Raw genomic sequence first — 17987 nt, forward strand, 5'->3', positions numbered from 1 at the left:
GCGCGAGACCCCGGGCGCGACCGTCTACATCGGTGCCGTGGCGCGAACCGGGGCATGCGCCGCGGGTACGGCTTTGCCGGTCATGAAATCCGCTGCGCGTTCGGCCATCGTCATGATCAGCGCGTTGGTCGGCCCGCGGATGATGCGCGGGATGGCCGATCCGTCGACCACCCGCAGTCCGGCCACGCCACGTACGCGCATCTGCGTATCGACCACGGCCGCCGGATCGTCGTCGCGGCCCATGCGGCAAGTGCCGACCGGGTGATGCAGGGTGATCGCGACGCGTCGAATGAATGCGTCGACGTCTGCGTCGCTCTGAACCTGCGCGCCCGGCGCTATCTCTTCGCCGATAAAGGGGCGCAGCCCGGCCTGTGCGCCGATTTCCCGCATGCGCCGGAACATTTCCCGAACTGCGGTGCGATCGTTCCCGGTGGCGAGGAAGTTTTGCTCGATCCGCGCATGCTCGGCCGGATCGGCCGACTTCAACGACACGCGCCCGCGGCTTTCGGGCGTGAGGAAAATGCCCTTGATCGCGAACGAGTCGGCATACGCGCGCTTGAACGGCTCGAAGTACGGCGCGGCATTCATCGCGCCGGCCGCGAGAATCAGTTGAACGTCCGGCAGCGGCAGGTGCGGCTGGCTGCGGACCAGCCCGAGCGCGGCGGCGGGGATCTTGCTCGAGAAGCCGTTGCCGCCGGCAAACGTGCGCGCGACGTCGAACGCGATGCGGTCGGCGCGCATCATCCGGTGCAGCGGCCCCGGTTCCTTGCGGCTCCAGCGCAGGTCGAACACGATGTGGTCATGGAGGTTGGCCCCCACGCCGGGCAATGCGACTTTCGGCGCGATGCCGTGTACGCGCAGGCTGTCGGCGGCGCCGATGCCGGAGAGCATCAGCAGTTGCGGCGAATTGATCACGCCGCCGCAGAGGATGACTTCGCGGCGCGCCTCGGCGAGGTAATCGGATTCGCCGCGGCGATACTCGATCGCGGTGGCGCGTGGCGCACCCCTGTCGGTGTCGAGCACGATTCGTTTCGCGAGCGCCCCGGTCACGAGCGTGACGTTGCCGCGCGCGAGCGCCGGGCGCAGATAGGCGACCGCCGCGCTGCAGCGAAGGCCGTTGCGGATGGTGGCCTGCATCGGCCCGAAGCCTTCGACGGATGCGCCGTTGTAGTCGTCGTTCTCCGGATAGCCGCAAGCATGCGTCGCGTCGAGGAAGCCGCCGATCAGCGGGTCGCGATAGTCGAGCCGGATCACGGTCAGCGGGCCGCGACCGCCGCGCAACGCCGATTCGCCGCGCTCCCACGATTCGGAGCGCTTGAAGTACGGCAGCACGGCGTCGTAGGACCAGTCGGTCAAGCCGAACTCGTCGGCCCAGCCGTCGTAATCTTCCCGCGCGCCGCGTGCGTAGGCCATGCCGTTGATCGACGACGAGCCGCCCACCACCTTGCCGCGCGCGCACTCGATCCTGCGGCCGTCCATGCCGGCTTCGGGCTCGGTGAAATAGCCCCAGTCGAATAGACGGTTCTTCAGAATCTGGCCCCACGTCAGCGGCACCTTGATGTACGGCGAGCGATCCTGCTCGCCGGCTTCGATGACGAGGATGCGGACGTTCGGATCCTCGCCGAGCCGGTAGGCGAGTGCGCAGCCGGCGGAGCCGGCGCCGACGATCACGTAGTCGTACGTAGCGGTTTTCATCGCCGCACCTCACGGCGCGTGGCGGCAGGGCGGGCCGGCGCAACCCGCGAACGCGGGGCGCGGCGACCGGCCGGAACGGGCGTCGAACGAACCATGATGTCTCCAGGTGGGCCTGAACGCAGGCCTCTCGGTTGTGGGTTCATTCGATTGTGCGTAACCTGAAACATATCTTCCAATACGTATTGCCGGGCCATTCGATACCTGAATGGCTATGGACGAGGGAACCGTGCGCGGATTCGATTCGTATCTCACTTTTCAGAAGCTCGAGGTGTTCTGCACGGTGGTCGAGCTCGGCAGCGTCACGCGTGCGGCCGACCGGCTGTGCATCGCGCAGCCGGTCGTGACCGCGCACGTGCGCAGCATGGAGAAGCGGCTCGGCTATGCGCTCGTGAAGCGCGCCGGCCGCAACATCGCACTCACCGAAGCCGGCGAGCGCATCTATCGGTGGGCGACCGAGGTCATCACGCGCACGCGCGAGGTCGAGCGCGAACTCGCCGGTCTCGAACAGGGCGAGATGGGCAACGCGGTCGTCGCGACGTCGATGTCGATCGGTTCGTACGCATTGCCGCCGCTGTTCGCGGATTTCTACCGGCGGCAGCCCGACGGGCTCGTGACCGTGCAGATCCTGACGCCGCAGGCGGCTGTCGATGCGACCCGCGTGGGCGGCTGCGATTTCGCGGTCATCCTGATCGCGGCCAATCAGGATCTCGACGGGCTGACGACCCTTCCCGTGTGGGAGGACGAACTGCTGCTCGTGTGCGGCGCATCGAGCCCGTGGGCCGCGCAGCCGGCCCGGAATCTCGACCTGCGCCGCGTGCCGTTCGTGAGCACGCCGCGCAACCAGCCGCGCCGCGAGCTCGAGGAGGCGCTGCTGCGCGAGCGCGGCCTCGAGCAGCGCAAGGTCGTGATGGAGCTCGGGCATCCGGAAGCGATGAAACACGCGGTGCGCGAGAACCTCGGCGTGAGCTTCATGTTCGCGTCGGCGGTGCGTGCCGAGGTCGAGCGGCGCGAGCTGGTCGTGCTCGATCGCGCCGATCTGTCGATGAAGGTGCCGATCTATCTCGTGCATCGCGACGACAAGCGCTTCTCGGCGTTCCAGGCGGAACTCGTGCAGTTCATTCTCGACGCCGCGTCGCCTGGCGCGGAAGCGGATGGATCGAACTCATAGTCGATTGGCTATCTGTTCGGCGATCAATAGCTAATAGACCTATGGTCGGGCCGGTTCTAAGCTGGCTGGGTGCCTGATGGTCCGCATCGCGATGGGATGCGATGCGGACGCGCGCACCGCCCGTCAACCCGAAAACAGGCCGACCCATGTGCACTCTTCAGCTTCCATCCGGCGCCGCCGCCTATGCGGACGATGCCGGGCGTCTCGCCGATGCGCCGGAAACCGCGCTCGTCGAGGACCTCGTCTGCGCGAACCGCATCCTGTTCGACCAGGGCATCGTCGACGCCTTCGGCCATGTCAGCGTCCGTCACGACAAGGATCCGCAGCGCTTCCTGCTGGCGCGCAACATGGCGCCGGGCACCGTCGGCATGGACGACATCGTCGAATTCACGCTGGACGGCATACCGGTCAATGCCGGCGGGCGCGCCGTCTATCTGGAGCGCTTCATCCACGGCGAGATCTACAAGGTGCGTCCCGACGTGCAGGCGATCGTGCACAGCCATTCGCCGACCGTGCTGCCGTTCAGCATCACGAAGCGTACGCCGCTGCGGCCCGTGTGCCACATGAGCGGATTCCTCGGCGGGGGGGCGCCCGTGTTCGAGATTCGCGATACCGCGGGCGATGCGACGGACCTGCTCGTGCGCGACAACGCGCTCGGCGCGGCGCTCGCGCAGCGGCTCGGCGGCGCGGCGTTCGTGCTGATGCGCGGCCACGGTTCGACGGTGGTCGCGCCGACGCTCAAGCAGGCCGTGTATCGCGCGGTCTACGCGGAAGTCAATGCGCGCATGCAGATCGAGGCGCTGCAACTGGGCGACGTGGTCTATCTCAGCGAGCAGGAAGCCGCGACCGCGTGCGCGAACATCGAAACGCAGGTCGAGCGCCCGTGGGCGCTGTGGAAACGCCGCGTGCAGCGCGGCGACGCGCGCTGACCGGCGATGGAATCATCGAGGAGACGAGTATGAGCGAGCAGTTTATAACCGGCCGTTTGCTGATCGACGGCGAACTGGTCGACAGCGAGACCGGCGAGTGGGCGACGTCGATCAACCCGGCCATCGAGGAAGCGATCGGCCGCGCGCCGGCCGGTTCGCGCAAGGACGTCGCGCGGGCCGTGGACGCCGCGCAGCGCGCGTGGCCGGCCTGGGCCGAGCGCACCGGCGAGGAGCGCGGCGAACTGCTGCGCGGGTTCGGCGAGCGCCTGCTCGAACGCGCGGAGGAGCTGTCGCGCATCGAGGTGCTCGATTCGGGCAACACCTACGCGCCGACGCTCGCGAGCATGCACGAGACGGTGCGCGGCCTGCGCTACTACGCGGGGCTCGTGCACGGGCTGCACGGCGAGACGATCCCGGCCACCGGCCGCCACCTGCACATGACCGTGTACGAACCGTACGGCGTCGTCGGCCGGATCGCGGCGTTCAATCACCCGGCGATGTTTTCCGCGGCGCGCACGGCATCGGCGCTCGTGACCGGCAATACGGTCGTGGTGAAGCCGCCCGAAACGTCGCCGCTGTCCGTGCTTGTGCTCGGCGAAATCGCGCGCGACACGTTGCCGGCCGGCGTGTTCAACATCGTCAACGGCACGGGCGCCGAGGTCGGCGATGCGCTGGTGCGCCATCCGGACGTGAAGCGTCTCGCGCTGATCGGGTCCGTGCCGACCGGGCGCGCGATTCAGCGCAGCGCGGCGGAGGTCGGCGTCAAGCACGTGACGCTCGAGCTCGGCGGCAAGAATCCGATGATCGTGTTTCCGGACGCGGATCCGGACGCGGCCGCCGAAAGTGCGGTGCGCGGAATGAATTTCTCGTGGCAGGGCCAGTCGTGCGGATCGAATTCGCGGCTTCTGGTGCACGACGACATTTACGACGACGTGCTCGCGCGTGTCGTCGAGCGCGTGGCCGCGATCCGCGTCGGCGATCCGATGTCGCCCGACACGGGCATGGGCCCGATCAACTCGCGCAAGAGCTACGAGCACGTGATGAGCTTTCTCGATCCGGCGCAGACGCACGGCGCGCGGCTGATGGCGGGCGGCCGCCGCCCGCCCGGGCGCGCGTTCGAAAAAGGCTTCTGGGTCGAGCCGACCGTCTATGCCGACGTCACGCCGGCGATGCGGCTGTGGCGCGAGGAAGTCTTCGGGCCGATTCTGTCGGTCGCGCGATGGCGCGATGTCGACGACGTGGTCGCGATGGCCAACGACACCGAATACGGGCTGTCGGCCGCGATCTGGACCAACGATATCCGGCAGGCGCTCAACACCGCGCGTCGCATCCGCGCGGGCAGCGTGTTCGTCAACGGCAGCAACACGCACTTTCTCGGCGTGCCGTGGGGCGGCTTCAAGAACAGCGGCGTCGACCGGGAGGAGGGGATCGAGGAGATGGTCAGCTACGTCGAGAAGAAGGTCATCAACGTGATGCTGTGACCGGCGCGATGCGCCGCCGGCCGTACCCGTCATCGACGGCGCCGGCCGGCGGCGGGTGCGAGTTACCCGTCGAAGCCGGATCGCGCCGACCGATGCATCGACGCAGGTTTCCCGTTCACGAAAGCGCCCGCGCGCCGGCAGGCCGTGCCGTCACATCCCGATAGAACGCGTCGATCGCATCGACCATCTGCGCGAGCCCCGGCTGTTCGAGCGGATAGTGGCCGGCGTTGTCCAGCATCACGACCTTGACCGGCACGTTGCGGATGCGCGCGAGGAACGGCTCGCTCAGGTGTCGCGGCGTCCAGCGGTCCGCGGCCGGCTGCGTGAGCAGAATCGGGCAGACGCGGAAATCCTCCGGCTCGACCGCCGGCCGATACGACATGTACGAATCGAGAAAGGCCATCGTCATCGCGTTGCCGGCCGAAGTCCGGTCCGACAGCCAGACCTTCAGCGCGTCGTCGCGGTTCACGAGCGCGTGCATCTTGCTCGCGAGCGACATCGGAATGCGCATCGCGCGCAGCGGCGTCTTCGCGGTGAAGTGCGTCATCGGGCCGCCGACGCGGCTCATGAACAGGTTGCGCGCGGTTTCGTCGCGCACCTGCTGAAGACGCTGGTCGAGGAACGTCATCCCGACGATGCCGTCGACTTTGCCGTTCAGCGCGGCGACGTGGTAGGTCAGCATGCCGCCCGCGCTCAACCCGTAGAGCACGACCGGACGATCGTCCTTCGCGCGCTCCGCGTCGATCAGGTCGCTGCCGGCGCGCACCCAGTCGTCGTAGCGCACCAGCGCGCCGCGCTCGACTTCGGTCATCCCGTACTCGGGCATGTCGACCGCGATCGTCTCGTAGCCGCGGCGCGCGAGCTGCTCGCCGACGATCATCGACATCTGCCGACCGTTGGTGCCGACGCCATGGAACAGGATCACCTTCACTTTCGCCTGAGGATTGCGATACGTGTCGAGATGCAGGCGATGACCGTGCCAGCGCCACCATTCCTCATGCGGCTGGCGGTCGGCCGCCCACTGGAAGTCGGGCGGCAGGAAGCTTTGCATGGCGCGCCAGACGGGCTGGTCTGCATAGGTCTTGGACATGGCGGCGGACTCCGGTCGATTGGGTTGAAACGGCGGTTTCGATGCATCCCATCATGATCCGGCGGCCACGCGACGGCCATGCTGGCGCGGGCCAACCGCTTTAGAATCTAGGCCAACACATGTCGCGAGGCGTCCGATGAACGTCTGGAACTTTGCCCGCAGCCCGGCTTCGGTCCTGCTGATGATCGCGTTCGGCCGCGACCGCGGAATCGCACCGGCGGCCTTGCTGAAAGGCTCGCAACTCACGCTGAAGCAGCTTGCCGATCCGGACTTCACGGTGCTGGCGGCGCAGGAGCTGGCGGTGGCGTCGAACCTGCTCGCGCAGGCCGGCGACGAGCCGGGCGTCGGCCTGAAGGTGGGTCTGTCGTACCAGTTGTCCGCTTACGGACTGCTCGGGTACGGGCTGCTCAGTAGCGCGACCGGGATGGACGCCGTCGCGCTGGCGGGGCGCTATCTGGCGCTGACCTACACGTTCGTCGGGATGACCTACCGCCGAGCCGGGCGGCACGATGGGATCGCGTTCGACGCGGCGCCGGAACTGTCCGCGCCGCTGCAGCGCTTCTTCGTCGAACGCGCGATGGGCGCCACCTGTCGCGTGCTGCGCGACGTGATCGGCGGCGCGTTCGAACTCGCGACGTTCGATCTCGCATACGACGCCGAGCCGGGCGTGCCGCAGGTGCTCGGCACGCGGGTCCGGTCCGGTCGGCCGGCCAACGCGATCACGTTCGCGCATGCGCATCTCGAACGACCGTTGCCGCAGGCGAATGCCGCGACCGCCGCGATGTGCGAGCGGATGTGCGCGGAGCTGATCGCGCGCCGGCGCACCCGCGTCGATCTCGTGTCGTTCCTGAACGAATATCTGGCCACGCGGCCGTTCGACCGGCCGCCGCAACTGAAGGACATCGCGACGCTGCTCAACACGAGCGAGCGCACGCTGAAGCGCCGGCTTCAGGAGGAGGGCGCATGCTTTCGCGATATCTCGAACACCGTGCGCAAGGCGCGCGCGCAGGCGCTGGTTGCCGAAGGGCGGCTGTCGATCAAGGAGATCGCGCAGGCGCTGGGGTTCAGCGACATGTCGTCGTTCTCGCAGGCGTACAAGCGCTGGACGGGCATCGCGCCGAGCGTGTCGCGGCAGGCGGGAACCGGCGCATAGCGGAGGCCGCGGGCCGGTGTTGACCCTCCCGCGCGAACCGTTCATCGTGTCGATATCCCGCCTGAATCATCGGCCGCAAGCGGGCGGGGCATCGCGACGCGGCAGCGGACTGCCGGGCGCGCGCGGCAGTCGCTCACGGCCAACCTGCGCGAGCTTCATACGGAAAACCTGACATGAAACTGTTGCTCGTCGGCGCGACCGGACTCGTCGGGCGCCACGTCCTCGACATCGCGCTCGCCGATGCGCGCGTGGACCAGGTCGTCGTCGTCGCACGCCGGCCGTTGTCGCCGCATCCAAAGATGCAGGCGCTGGAAGTCGATTTCGACGATCTGCCCGAGGCGGCCGACTGGTGGCAGGCCGACGCGGTGATCTGCACGCTCGGCACCACGATGCGCACCGCGGGTTCGCAGGCTGCGTTCCGGCGTGTCGATCACGACTACCCGCTCGCGGTGGCGCGTCTCGCGTACCGGCACGGCACGCCGGCCTACGTGCTGAATTCCGCGCTCGGCGCGGATCCGGCGTCGCGCATCTTCTACAACCGCGTGAAGGGCGAAGTCGAGCGTGCGCTCGCGGGCGTCGGATTCGCGTCGCTCACCTGCGTGCGGCCCGGCCTGATCGGCGGTAGCCGCGACGAATTCAGGTTCGGCGAACGGTTGTTCGTCCTTGCGTTGAGCATTGCCGGCCCCGTGCTGCCGATGAAATGGCGCGTGAATCCCGCGTCGCGGATCGCCCGCGCGTTGCTCGACGCCGCGCTCGATGCGCGGCCGGGCGTACACGTCGTCGCGTCGGACCGGCTCGTCTGAGTTTCCGCGGCAGGCGGCGCATGGCTGACGTTGCGGCGCCGGCTATCCGCGCGCGAAACCGTCGAGCAACCCGAACTGTTCCGCGAGCGCATCGGCAAACGCGTCCAGCGCTTCGCCGCCGTCGCTGTTCCTCGGCGTCGCGAGCTGGAATTCGACCGTGTGGCTCAGCCTGCTCGCGAGCAGCTTGCGCATCTTGCCGGCCGCGACCCACGGCGCCGCGACATGGTCCGGCAGGAAGCCGATGTGCGCGCCCGACAGGATGAAGATCACGTCGGCATCGACGTTTTCGGAGAACGCGGTCGGCTGCGCGTTGCGCAGCGCCGCACCGGCCGTGTGCGTCTTGTAGAGCCGCGCAACGTTGCTTGCCTGCGCGACATCGTTCATCGACACGGTCTTTTTCGCGGCGAGCGGATGCCGGGCGCCGCAATAGAGCGATTGCGGTTCGACGAACAGCGGCGCGTAGTGCAGGCCGGCCTGGTGCCCGGAGAAGTAGCCGACCGCCAGTTGCAGCTCGCCCTTCAACAGCTTGCGCTCCAGTTCGTCGGGCGCCACCGCCAGCATCTCGATCAACACGTCCGGCGCATGTTCGCGAAAGCGGCCGACGGCCGTTGCGAGCGATTCGACGATGTCCGGCGCGAGCCGTTCGGACAACCCGATGCGCAGCTCGCCGAGCAACGTGCCCGACACGTGCTGCGTATCGCGCGTGAATACGTCCATCGCGTGCAGCAGGCGCCGCGTCGATTGCAGCACGCGTTCGCCCTTCGGCGTCAGCCGGAAGCCGCGCTTGCCGCGCTCGCACAGCCGGAAGCCGACGCGCGTCTCGAGCTTGGCCATCTGCGTGCTGATGGTCGACGGCGCCATCCCGAGCGTGCCTTGCGCTGCGCTGAAGCCGCCGCTCTCGACGATCGTGACGAAGAGCCGCAGCAACTGCACATCCATGTCTCTCAAGCGGGTCAGCATGGCGATACATCGCGTTTTGTGAAGTCGGCTTATGTTAGTTCATATTTCTCGTTGAAAGCGATCGCGGCAGAATCGGCATCGGGTCGCCGCGCGTGCGACCGGCATCTCCACCCGACAGGAATCCGACGATGAGCCAGAACGATCTCGCGTTCACGCGCGACAGCCTTTACGGCACGCAGGCCGAACCCAGCTTCGCCGGGGCGACGAGCTTCATGCGCCGGCGCTTCAGCCGCGATCTCGACGGTGTCGATCTCGCGATCACCGGCGTGCCGTTCGATTCGGCCGCGTCGCACCGGCCCGGCACGCGCTTCGGCCCGCGCGGGCTGCGCATCGCGTCGACCGGCATTGCGTGGGAGCGTCCGTGGCCGTGGGACTTCGATCCGTTCGACGTGCTGGCCGCGGTCGACTATGGCGACTGCGCGTTCGATCTGGGGCAGCCCGAGTCGGTGCCGGGCGCGATCGAGCGGCACGCGGATGCGATCCTGTCGCGCGGCTGCGCGATGCTGACGCTCGGCGGCGATCACTTCATCACGTATCCGCTGCTGAAGGCGCATGCGAAGGTGCACGGCCCGCTGTCGCTGGTGCACTTCGATGCGCATACCGACACGTGGCCCGATCGCGACGTCAAGCGCATCGATCACGGCACGATGTTCTATCACGCGGCGCGCGAAGGGTGGGTCGCGCCCGAATGCTCGGCGCAGATCGGCATTCGCACGACCAACGACGAACCGATGGGATTCGACATCCAGGATGCACGCAGCGTGCATGCGTCGACACCGGCGGCGGTCGCCGCGCGCATTCGCGAGCGCGTCGGCGATCATCCCGTCTACCTGACGTTCGACATCGACTGTCTCGATCCGGCGTTCGCGCCGGGCACCGGTACGCCGGTTTCGGGCGGGCTGTCGAGCCATCAGGCGCTCGAAATCCTGCGCCATCTGAACGGCATCGATCTGGTCGGGATGGATGTGGTCGAAGTGTCGCCGCCATACGATCACGCGGAAATCACGTCGCTGGCCGGCGCGACGATCGCGCTGGAACTGATCTGTCTGCACGCGTCGCGCCGTCGCGGTGCGCGATGACGGCAAGCACGCTCATCGACCGACGAACGATCCGATCTGCCGCCGTGCCGTTCCCGGCGATGCGCCGAGTGCATCGCGCTCGCACGGTTTCTACCGGTATCCCGGCTGGACGCCGCCGGGGCAACAGGACGATGCCGGCGATGCAATCCCGACGCCGCGGATCGCGCCGCGCACACGCGATTCGATCGGATAACACGCGCGCGCTGCACGCGCCGCGCATGCGCACGACTGCTGCATTCCGGTCTCGTCCCGCTACGCCGCATCCGTCGCGCGCTTCAAATCCGGCACCGCTGTCCAGTGCCGGACCTTTCATTTTAAAAACGCTCAACTTACGGCTGCCAAGGTCGGATCAGTCCGGATTATTCGGACGATTTCGAAAACTTGCCGATATCGGGTAATCACCGATATCACGCAAGTTGTATATACAAGATCATCCGCTGGCAATGTCGGCACACGTCGTGCCGGTTGCGCGCCAGCGTGCTGACCGTGCGTGCGTGGCGCATGCCGGCGATCCACGGCGCACCGCATGCGAAGAGCCGAAAGGGCGGCTCGGCACGTTCCAGTCTCGTCCAAACCATTTGTGATCCTCAGTATCTTGGAGATTTACCCGTGTCAACGAATTCCAGTGGAAAAGCCGGCGGCCTGATCGAGGTTCGCTCGATCGATTTCATCCCCGACACCGAACGCCACGGCGGCCTGCTGAGCCAGTTCACGCTGTGGCTGTCGGCGAACATGCAGATCACCGCCATCGTCACGGGCGCACTGGCGGTCGTGCTCGGCGGCGACGTGTTCTGGTCGCTGGTCGCGCTGCTGCTCGGCCAGTTCGTCGGCGGCGCGGTGATGGCGCTGCACGGTGCGCAAGGTCCGCAGCTCGGGCTGCCGCAGATGATCTCGAGCCGCGTGCAGTTCGGCGTGTACGGCGCGATGATCCCGATCGTGCTCGTGTGCCTGATGTACATCGGCTTTTCCGCCAGCGGCTCGGTGCTCGCCGGGCAGGCCGTCGCGCAGCTGCTGCACGTCGACGACGCGGTCGGCATCCTGCTGTTCGCGGCCGTGATCGTCGTGCTGACCGTGTTCGGCTACCGTGCGATCCACTTCGTCGGCCGGATCGCGAGCGTGATCGGCATCGTCGCGTTCGTCTACATGTTCGCGCAGCTGTTCGCGAATCACGACGTCGGCGCGCTGCTCGCGAACAAGCACTTCTCGCTCGCGAGCTTCCTGCTGTCGATGTCGCTGTCCGCGTCTTGGCAGATCGCGTTCGGCCCGTACGTCGCCGACTATTCGCGCTACCTGCCGCGCTCGACGTCGTCGGTCGCCACGTTTTGCGCGGTCGGCCTCGGCTCGGTGATCGGCGCGCAGGCCGCGATGGTGTTCGGCGTGTTCGCGGCCGCGCTCGCCGGCAGCCAGTTCGCGCACCACGAGGTGTCGTATATCGTCGGCCTCGGCTCGACGGGCGCCGTGGCCGCGCTGCTGTACTTCAGCATCGCATTCGGCAAGGTGACGGTGACCGCGCTCAACGCGTACGGCAGCTTCATGTCGATGGCGACGATCGTCAGCGGCTTTCGCGGCAAGGGCGCGGTGTCGTCGCGCAGCCGTCTGGTGTACATCGTCGGGATGATCTGCGTGTCGACGCTGATCGCGCTCGCCGGCCGCCATTCGTTCCTGAAGGAATTCACCGCGTTCATCCTGTTCCTGCTCGCGTTCTTCACGCCGTGGAGCGCGATCAACCTCGTCGACTACTACTGCTTCACGCGCTCGCGCTACGACGTGCCGGCGCTGTCCGATCCGGACGGCCGCTACGGCCGCTGGAACGTGATGGCGATCACGATCTACGTGGTCGGCGTCCTGGTGCAACTGCCGTTCATGTCGACGCACATCTACACGGGCCCGCTCGTCGATGCGCTCGGCGGCACCGACATCTCGTGGATTCTCGGCCTCATCGTGCCGGCCGTGCTGTATTACATCGGCGCGCGCGCATCGCGTCGCAGCATCCCCGAGCGCCTGATCCTGCCGCTCGACCGCGGCGAAATCCAGCACTGACGCATCGCGTCGCCCGCCGGGCCGGCGTACAGCCGGCCCGAGCGGCCCTTCGCCCGGTTTTGCGCGACGGGCCGCACCGTACTCCCACTTGATTTTCCGCGATGCCGGCACGGCAAGACCACCGTGCCCGGCGTCGTGCCATTCTCCTTCCATTGAATAGTATGACTAAGAAAATGAACGCACGAGGAACTCGTTCCCGCGCGCGGCCGGTGCACGCCGGCCTTCGCATCGCGGTTGCGGCGGCATGCGTCGCCGGTCCGGGCGTTGCCTGCGCGCAGGATGGCGTCACGCTGTACGGCGTGATCGACGAATTCGCGCAGTACGTGAACACCGGCAACGGCTATACGGCGGCGATCGGCTCCGGCGGCCAGTGGGGCAGCCGGTTCGGCGTGAAGGGCGGCGAGGACATCGGCGGCGGGCAGAAGATCGAGTTCGCGCTCGAGAACGGCTTCAACCCGAACGACGGTTCGCTCGCGAGCTCGGGCAGCATGTTCAACCGGCAGGCGTGGGTCGGCATCGCGGGGCAGTGGGGCAAGGTGCGCGCGGGCCGCCAGAATTCGCCGCTGTTCAACGACCAGGGCGGGCAGGATGCATTCGGCGGCGTCACGCAGGCGTCCGGCATGGACAACCTGACCGTGTTCTCGTTCCGCACGAGCAATACGCTGTCGTACCAGAGCCCCGAGATCGCCGGGTTCCAGGCCGGGCTGTACTTCGGTTTCGGCGACGCAGGCGGCGTGCGCTCCGCGGGCTCCAGCCAGCAGTTCGACGTGACCTACGAGCACGGACCGTTCGCGGCGTTCGTCGCGGGGCAGTGGCTGAAGAACACGACGGCGACCACGACCGATCGCACGATCATGGCCGGTGCCTCGTACGAGATCGGCAAGGCGACCGTGTACGGCGGCTTCTCGGCGGTGAAGTGGGACGACCTCGGGATCGATTCGCGCGTGTACGGGTTGTCGGTCAAGTATCAGCTCAATCCGGCGAACTACGTCGCGCTCGGCTATGCATACCTGCACGACCAGACGTCGCAGGGCGACCATGCGGACCAGTTCGGGCTGATGTACGAATACGACCTGTCGAAGCGCACGAGCTTTTATGGCGCGCTGTCGTACCTGCGCAACCGGAACCAGGCGGGGTACACGCTCGCCGGCGCGGCGAATCCGGGGCTGCCGCTTGCCTATCCGGGCGCGAATGCGCGTGGTGTGCAGCTCGGCATCGTGCATCGGTTCTGACCGGTGCCGCATCGGGCGCCGGGCGTTGCAGGCCGGCGCCTGCTGCTTCCGCGTTCGCGTGTTCGCGCGGTGACATCGCCCCGTCGAGCGCGCGTGCCCGGCCGCGTTCGTCGGGCCGTCGCGATGCGATTCGAACGGGCGGCCGTATCTGCGACGGGAGACGAAAGGCCGATCGACAGGGCGAGCGACAACGTCGTGAAAACGATGGCGCGTTTCAAGGACGAAAAAATGGCCGCATGACGCGGCCATCGAAATGCATGCGTCGAGTCCGGTTTGCCCGCGCAATTCGCGGGGCTGGCCAGGTCGCGTTCAGGAATTCGCGGCGGCCGGCGCGCGGCGGCGCTGAGCGACCTGCAGGGCGACGACCGCGAGCCCTGCCGCGGCGATCAGCCCGCCGACGACCGGCACCGCCGCGTAGCTGAAGCCGGCCGAGATTGCCGCGCCGCCGGCTGCCGCGCCGAGCGCGTTGCCGAGGTTGAACGCGCCGATGTTCACGGCCGATGCAAGGCCCGGTGCTTCGTGTGCGGCACGCATCACGCGCATCTGCAGCGGCGGGACCACCGCGAACGTCGCGATACCCCAGACCAGCAGCGTGATCGCGGCGCCGGCATGCGTGCCGGCGAGCAGCGGGAACGCGGCCATCGTCGCGATCAGCAGCAGCAGGAAACCGGCCAGCGTGCCGTCGAGCGAGCGGTCGGCCAGGCGGCCGCCGGCGATATTGCCGATCGAGAAGCCGACGCCGATCAGCACGAGCATCGCGGTCACGAAACCGGGCGTGGCGCCCGTCAGGTGTTCGAGCGTCGGGGCGACGTACGTATACAGCGTGAACATCGCGCCGGCGCCGAGCACCGTGGTGGCGAGCGCGCCGAGCACGACGGGGCGTGTCAGCACCGACAGTTCGGCACGCAGGTTCGGCATCTTGCCGGCTTCGCCCTTCGGCAGCGCGGCGAACAGGCCGGCGATCGCGACGAGGCCGAGGCCCGCGGTTGCCGCGAACGACATGCGCCAGCCGATGATCTGGCCGAGCCACGTCGCGGCCGGCACGCCGCCGACGTTCGCGATCGTGAGGCCCATGAACATCGTCGCGACGGCGCTGGTCTGCTTCTCGCGCGGCACGAGGCTTGCCGCGACCACCGAGCCGAGCCCGAAGAACGCGCCGTGGTTCAGGCTCGTGACGAGCCGGGCGAGCAGCAGCGTCGTGTAGTCCGGCGCGACGGCCGACAGCAGGTTGCCGATCGTGAAGATCGACATCAGCGCGATCAGCGCCGAGCGGCGCGACCAGCGCGCGAGCAGCAGCGTCATCAGCGGCGCGCCGACCATCACGCCGATCGCATATGCGCTGATCAGCATGCCGGCCTTCGGAATCGACACGTGCACGCCGTCGGCGATCACGGGCAGCAGGCCCATCGGCGAGAACTCGGTCGTGCCGATGCCGAACGCACCGGCGGCGAGCGCCAGCAGCGGCAGCGCGGCGCTGCCGCCCGGGCGGGAAGGAGAAGAAGTCGTGGTGTTCACGCGAAGTGCTCCTGTAAGCGTTGGGCAACGGCATCGGGCCGTTGTGGACAGGCTGAAGTGTGCCTGCATTACTTTTGTGGAAAAAGCCGCATGCGGACGAAATTATCTTGATTTCATGTCAACAATGCAGGCTCGGTCGGCGTGCGCACCCGGCCCGCAGGGCGGGGCTTCCGGCGATTTGCACGCGATCGACGACTGGGCGCGCGAGTGAATCCGTGCCGTTCGAATGGAGTCCGTCGCCGGAGCAACGAGGCTGCCGGGTGTAGCGGAACGCCCGGGTTCGACGTGCACGGCCGGGTGTGCGGCTGCGTTCCGAAGCGACGCGGACGGCGCTCGGCGGCCGCGACGAAGCGATCGGCCGACATGCGCGCACGACCGTCATTTCGCGACGCGGGCGTGCGGCATCGTCGTCGAGAACCTGTCGCCGGCGCGGCTCGAAAGCAAAAAAACCCCGGTCACAGGGGGACCGTGACCGGGGCGGAAAAGCATCCTCTCTTTGGCACGAGGGTTGGATGCGCGCGCAGTATATTTCGCTCCATAACAATTCGAAATGCCGTTAAACGGCCGTTTTTGGTGTCAATTTAAAAATACTGACGCGGCACCCTGATTTGTCATCGATATGAAAGGTTTTTCGTGAATTTGCGCCGCAGTTTAGGGCGTCGCGATGGCGAACGCGGCGGGTGGATCCGCCGCGGATGGTGCGGCTGCCGATCCCGCGGTTTCGCCGGTCAGTCCGCGTAACCGGTCGCTTCGCGCACGGCTTCGACGAACCGCGCGACGACCGGAGAAGGCGACGCCGGCGCGCCGTCGAACACGAACTCGATGTCGAAGCGGCTTGCGAGTTCGTCGAGCGCGACGAGCCGAACGGTGTGCGGACACGTCGGCGCCGCGCTTTCTGGCACGAACGCGCAGCCCATGCCGGCTGCGACGAGGCCGATCAGCGTCGGGATGTCGCTGCCGACCTGGGCGATGCGCGGCGTGAAGCCGGCCCGCTCGCATTGCGCCATCAGGAACCGGTGGTGCGCCGCGGAGCGTTGCGCGTCGAACCACACGAACGGCTCGTGTGCGACGTCGGCCAGCGTGCGCGGTGCGTCAAGGTGCTCGCCGGGCGGCGCGGGCATCGCGAGCACGAAGCGGTCGCTCAGCAGCCGCACGCCCGACAGGTGCGGTGCCTCGTCGCGACGCCACGCCATGATGCCGCCGTCGAGCTGGCCGCGCGTCAGCGCCGCCGCCTGCTCGGCCGACAGCATCGGCGCGATCGACAGTTTCACGTCCGGGCATGCGTCGCGAAACGCTTTCAGCACGTCCGCGACGATCGGCAGCGGCAGGCAGTTCGGCAGCGCGCCGAGCCGCAGTTCGCCGAGCTGGCCGGCCGCGCTGCGCAACGCGCGTTCGCGGCTGTCCTGCAACGTCGCGAGCAGGGCCGTCGCGTCCTGCAGGAAGCTCGCGCCGGCCGCCGTGAGCGTAACGCCGGTCGCGCGGCGGATCAGCAGCGGCGTGCCGACCGCTTCCTCGAGTTCGCGGATCTGACGCGACAGCGCCGGCTGGACGATGCCGGCCGCTCGGGCGCCGGCCATCACGCTGCCGGCTTGCGCGACCGCCACGAAATAACGCAGGTGACGCAGTTCGATCTGGCGCATGCGGCGCGGGCTCCGGTTCCGATTGGTAGGGTATGCCTAAAGAGCATAGCAAACGCCATTCGATGGTATTGGAAAGCATGGCGTGCGTGCCGTACGATGGTTTCCGTTGCCGCACCGGCTCGCCGCCGGCGCGCGCGCCTTCCGTCACCCATCCTCACCCTGTCCCGCACCATGCCGCTTCATATCCAGACGCCGTATATCCGTTCGCAAATCGCCTCGCGCCGGCTTGGCACGAACGTCCTGCTCAAGCTGGACGCGCTGCAGCCGTCCGGTTCGTTCAAGTTGCGCGGGGTCGGCGCCGTCTGCGAAGCGCGGCATGCGGCCGGCGCGCGGCGGTTCGTGTCGTCGTCGGGCGGCAATGCGGGCATCGCGGTCGCGTACTGCGGTCGCGAACTCGGCGTGCCGGTGCTCGTCGTCGTGCCGGAAAGCGCGTCGGCCCGCGCGCGCGAGCTGATTCGCGTCGAGGGGGCGGAGGTCGTCGTGCACGGCGCGAGCTGGGCCGAGGCGAACGCGTTCGCGCTGTCGGCCGTCGGCCCGCACGACGCGTTCGTGCATCCGTTCGACGACCCCGTGCTGTGGCAGGGGCACGCGACGATGATCGACGAGATGGCGGCGAGCGGCCCGAAGCCCGACGCGGTCGTGCTGGCGGTCGGCGGCGGCGGGCTGCTGTGCGGCGTGCTCGAAGGGCTCGCGCGCAACGGCTGGCACGACGTGCCGGTCGTCGCGGTCGAGACGGAAGGCGCCGACTGCTATGCGCGTTCGGTTGCGCAGGGGCATCCGGTCGAATTGCCGGCGATCACGAGCATTGCGACGTCGCTTGGTGCGAAGCGTCCATGCGACGCGGCGGTCGAATGGGCGGCACGGCATGCGATTCATCCGGTCGTCGTGTCGGATGCGCAAGCTGTGGCCGCGTCGCTGCGGTTGCTGGACGAGCACCGGATCGTCGTCGAACCCGCATGCGGCGCCGCGCTGGCCGCGCTCGAGGCGTCGGTGCCGGTGCTCGAGTCGGCGTCGAATATCGCGGTGATCGTCTGCGGCGGCGTGACGGCGACGGTCGAGTATCTGCACACGCTGAATGCGACGTTGAGGTAAAGCGGGAAGGCAGGGCGGCTGGAGATTTCGGCAAGTCTTGCACGTCGGGCGCGCGGGGCTGTCGTGGCGCGTCGGCCTTTGATCGTCAGCCGCTTCGTATCGAAAATGTG

14 protein-coding genes are annotated in these 17987 nt (G+C 67.9%); 9 read left to right on the top strand and 5 right to left on the bottom strand.

Annotated features, from left to right (window positions below; genetic code table 11):
- Positions 1–24: 24 nt before the first annotated feature.
- Positions 25–1695, bottom strand: coding sequence for a GMC family oxidoreductase (locus BME24068_RS05715; protein WP_174925433.1), 1671 nt, complete (start codon positions 1693–1695; stop codon positions 25–27).
- A 205-nt stretch (positions 1696–1900) separates the two neighbouring features.
- On the opposite strand from BME24068_RS05715, the gene BME24068_RS05720 reads away from it, so the two are divergent.
- From BME24068_RS05720 to BME24068_RS05730, 3 genes are all read left to right on the top strand, one after another.
- Positions 1901–2863 carry a LysR family transcriptional regulator gene (locus BME24068_RS05720; RefSeq protein ID WP_174925434.1) on the top strand — a complete coding sequence of 321 codons (963 nt, stop codon included), beginning with the start codon at positions 1901–1903 and terminating at the stop codon, positions 2861–2863.
- A 146-nt stretch (positions 2864–3009) separates the two neighbouring features.
- Complete coding sequence (locus tag BME24068_RS05725) at positions 3010–3792, top strand: class II aldolase/adducin family protein (RefSeq protein WP_239007721.1); 783 nt, start codon at positions 3010–3012, stop codon at positions 3790–3792.
- A gap of 29 nt (positions 3793–3821) precedes the next feature.
- Complete coding sequence (locus tag BME24068_RS05730; protein WP_174925436.1) at positions 3822–5273, top strand: aldehyde dehydrogenase family protein; 1452 nt, start codon at positions 3822–3824, stop codon at positions 5271–5273.
- 115 nt (positions 5274–5388) lie between these two features.
- Here the strand turns inward: BME24068_RS05730 and BME24068_RS05735 are convergent, their stop codons facing one another.
- Positions 5389–6363 carry an alpha/beta hydrolase gene (locus BME24068_RS05735; RefSeq protein ID WP_174925437.1) on the bottom strand — a complete coding sequence of 325 codons (975 nt, stop codon included), beginning with the start codon at positions 6361–6363 and terminating at the stop codon, positions 5389–5391.
- A gap of 136 nt (positions 6364–6499) precedes the next feature.
- Between BME24068_RS05735 and BME24068_RS05740 the strand changes: the two genes are divergently transcribed.
- Together BME24068_RS05740 and BME24068_RS05745 are read left to right on the top strand one after the other, a co-directional pair.
- Positions 6500–7516, top strand: coding sequence for an AraC family transcriptional regulator (locus BME24068_RS05740; protein WP_096502842.1), 1017 nt, complete (start codon positions 6500–6502; stop codon positions 7514–7516).
- A 173-nt stretch (positions 7517–7689) separates the two neighbouring features.
- On the top strand, positions 7690–8319 hold the full coding sequence (locus BME24068_RS05745; RefSeq protein ID WP_174925438.1) for an NAD(P)H-binding protein: 630 nt from the start codon (positions 7690–7692) through the stop codon (positions 8317–8319).
- A gap of 42 nt (positions 8320–8361) precedes the next feature.
- Here the strand turns inward: BME24068_RS05745 and BME24068_RS05750 are convergent, their stop codons facing one another.
- Positions 8362–9279 (bottom strand): LysR family transcriptional regulator, encoded by a 918-nt coding sequence (locus tag BME24068_RS05750; protein WP_096502838.1) that lies wholly within the window; start codon positions 9277–9279, stop codon positions 8362–8364.
- A 128-nt stretch (positions 9280–9407) separates the two neighbouring features.
- On the opposite strand from BME24068_RS05750, the gene speB reads away from it, so the two are divergent.
- From speB to BME24068_RS05765, 3 genes are all read left to right on the top strand, one after another.
- Positions 9408–10358: an agmatinase gene (gene speB / locus BME24068_RS05755; RefSeq protein ID WP_174925439.1), complete on the top strand. Its 951-nt coding sequence runs from the start codon at positions 9408–9410 to the stop codon at positions 10356–10358.
- A 609-nt stretch (positions 10359–10967) separates the two neighbouring features.
- Positions 10968–12398, top strand: a complete 1431-nt coding sequence (locus BME24068_RS05760; protein WP_174925440.1) for a purine-cytosine permease family protein — start codon at positions 10968–10970, stop codon at positions 12396–12398.
- A 161-nt stretch (positions 12399–12559) separates the two neighbouring features.
- Positions 12560–13630, top strand: coding sequence for a porin (locus tag BME24068_RS05765; RefSeq protein WP_174925441.1), 1071 nt, complete (start codon positions 12560–12562; stop codon positions 13628–13630).
- Between the two features lie 309 nt (positions 13631–13939).
- Here BME24068_RS05765 and BME24068_RS05770 read toward each other — a convergent pair whose 3' ends face one another.
- Together BME24068_RS05770 and BME24068_RS05775 are read right to left on the bottom strand one after the other, a co-directional pair.
- Entirely contained in the window at positions 13940–15145 is a 1206-nt protein-coding gene (locus BME24068_RS05770) for an MFS transporter (protein ID WP_174925442.1), read from the bottom strand.
- A gap of 728 nt (positions 15146–15873) precedes the next feature.
- Entirely contained in the window at positions 15874–16785 is a 912-nt protein-coding gene (locus BME24068_RS05775) for a LysR family transcriptional regulator (RefSeq protein ID WP_174925443.1), read from the bottom strand.
- A 171-nt stretch (positions 16786–16956) separates the two neighbouring features.
- Here BME24068_RS05775 and BME24068_RS05780 point away from each other — a divergent pair, with 171 nt between their 5' ends.
- A complete protein-coding gene (locus tag BME24068_RS05780) occupies positions 16957–17877 on the top strand; it encodes a pyridoxal-phosphate dependent enzyme (protein WP_174925444.1) in 921 nt (306 codons plus the stop codon).
- Positions 17878–17987 lie beyond the last annotated feature (110 nt).

It is taken from the genome of Burkholderia anthina (assembly GCF_902498995.1).
Taxonomy (GTDB): domain Bacteria; phylum Pseudomonadota; class Gammaproteobacteria; order Burkholderiales; family Burkholderiaceae; genus Burkholderia; species Burkholderia anthina.

Coding starts and splice junctions, on each gene's coding strand:
- speB (WP_174925439.1), top strand. CDS start 9,408: ATGAGCCAGAACGATCTCGCGTTCACGCGCGACAGCCTTTACGGCACG.
- BME24068_RS05735 (WP_174925437.1), bottom strand. CDS start 6,363: ATGTCCAAGACCTATGCAGACCAGCCCGTCTGGCGCGCCATGCAAAGC.
- BME24068_RS05745 (WP_174925438.1), top strand. CDS start 7,690: ATGAAACTGTTGCTCGTCGGCGCGACCGGACTCGTCGGGCGCCACGTC.
- BME24068_RS05715 (WP_174925433.1), bottom strand. CDS start 1,695: ATGAAAACCGCTACGTACGACTACGTGATCGTCGGCGCCGGCTCCGCC.
- BME24068_RS05765 (WP_174925441.1), top strand. CDS start 12,560: ATGACTAAGAAAATGAACGCACGAGGAACTCGTTCCCGCGCGCGGCCG.
- BME24068_RS05720 (WP_174925434.1), top strand. CDS start 1,901: ATGGCTATGGACGAGGGAACCGTGCGCGGATTCGATTCGTATCTCACT.
- BME24068_RS05780 (WP_174925444.1), top strand. CDS start 16,957: ATGCCGCTTCATATCCAGACGCCGTATATCCGTTCGCAAATCGCCTCG.
- BME24068_RS05775 (WP_174925443.1), bottom strand. CDS start 16,785: ATGCGCCAGATCGAACTGCGTCACCTGCGTTATTTCGTGGCGGTCGCG.
- BME24068_RS05725 (WP_239007721.1), top strand. CDS start 3,010: ATGTGCACTCTTCAGCTTCCATCCGGCGCCGCCGCCTATGCGGACGAT.
- BME24068_RS05750 (WP_096502838.1), bottom strand. CDS start 9,279: ATGCTGACCCGCTTGAGAGACATGGATGTGCAGTTGCTGCGGCTCTTC.
- BME24068_RS05730 (WP_174925436.1), top strand. CDS start 3,822: ATGAGCGAGCAGTTTATAACCGGCCGTTTGCTGATCGACGGCGAACTG.
- BME24068_RS05740 (WP_096502842.1), top strand. CDS start 6,500: ATGAACGTCTGGAACTTTGCCCGCAGCCCGGCTTCGGTCCTGCTGATG.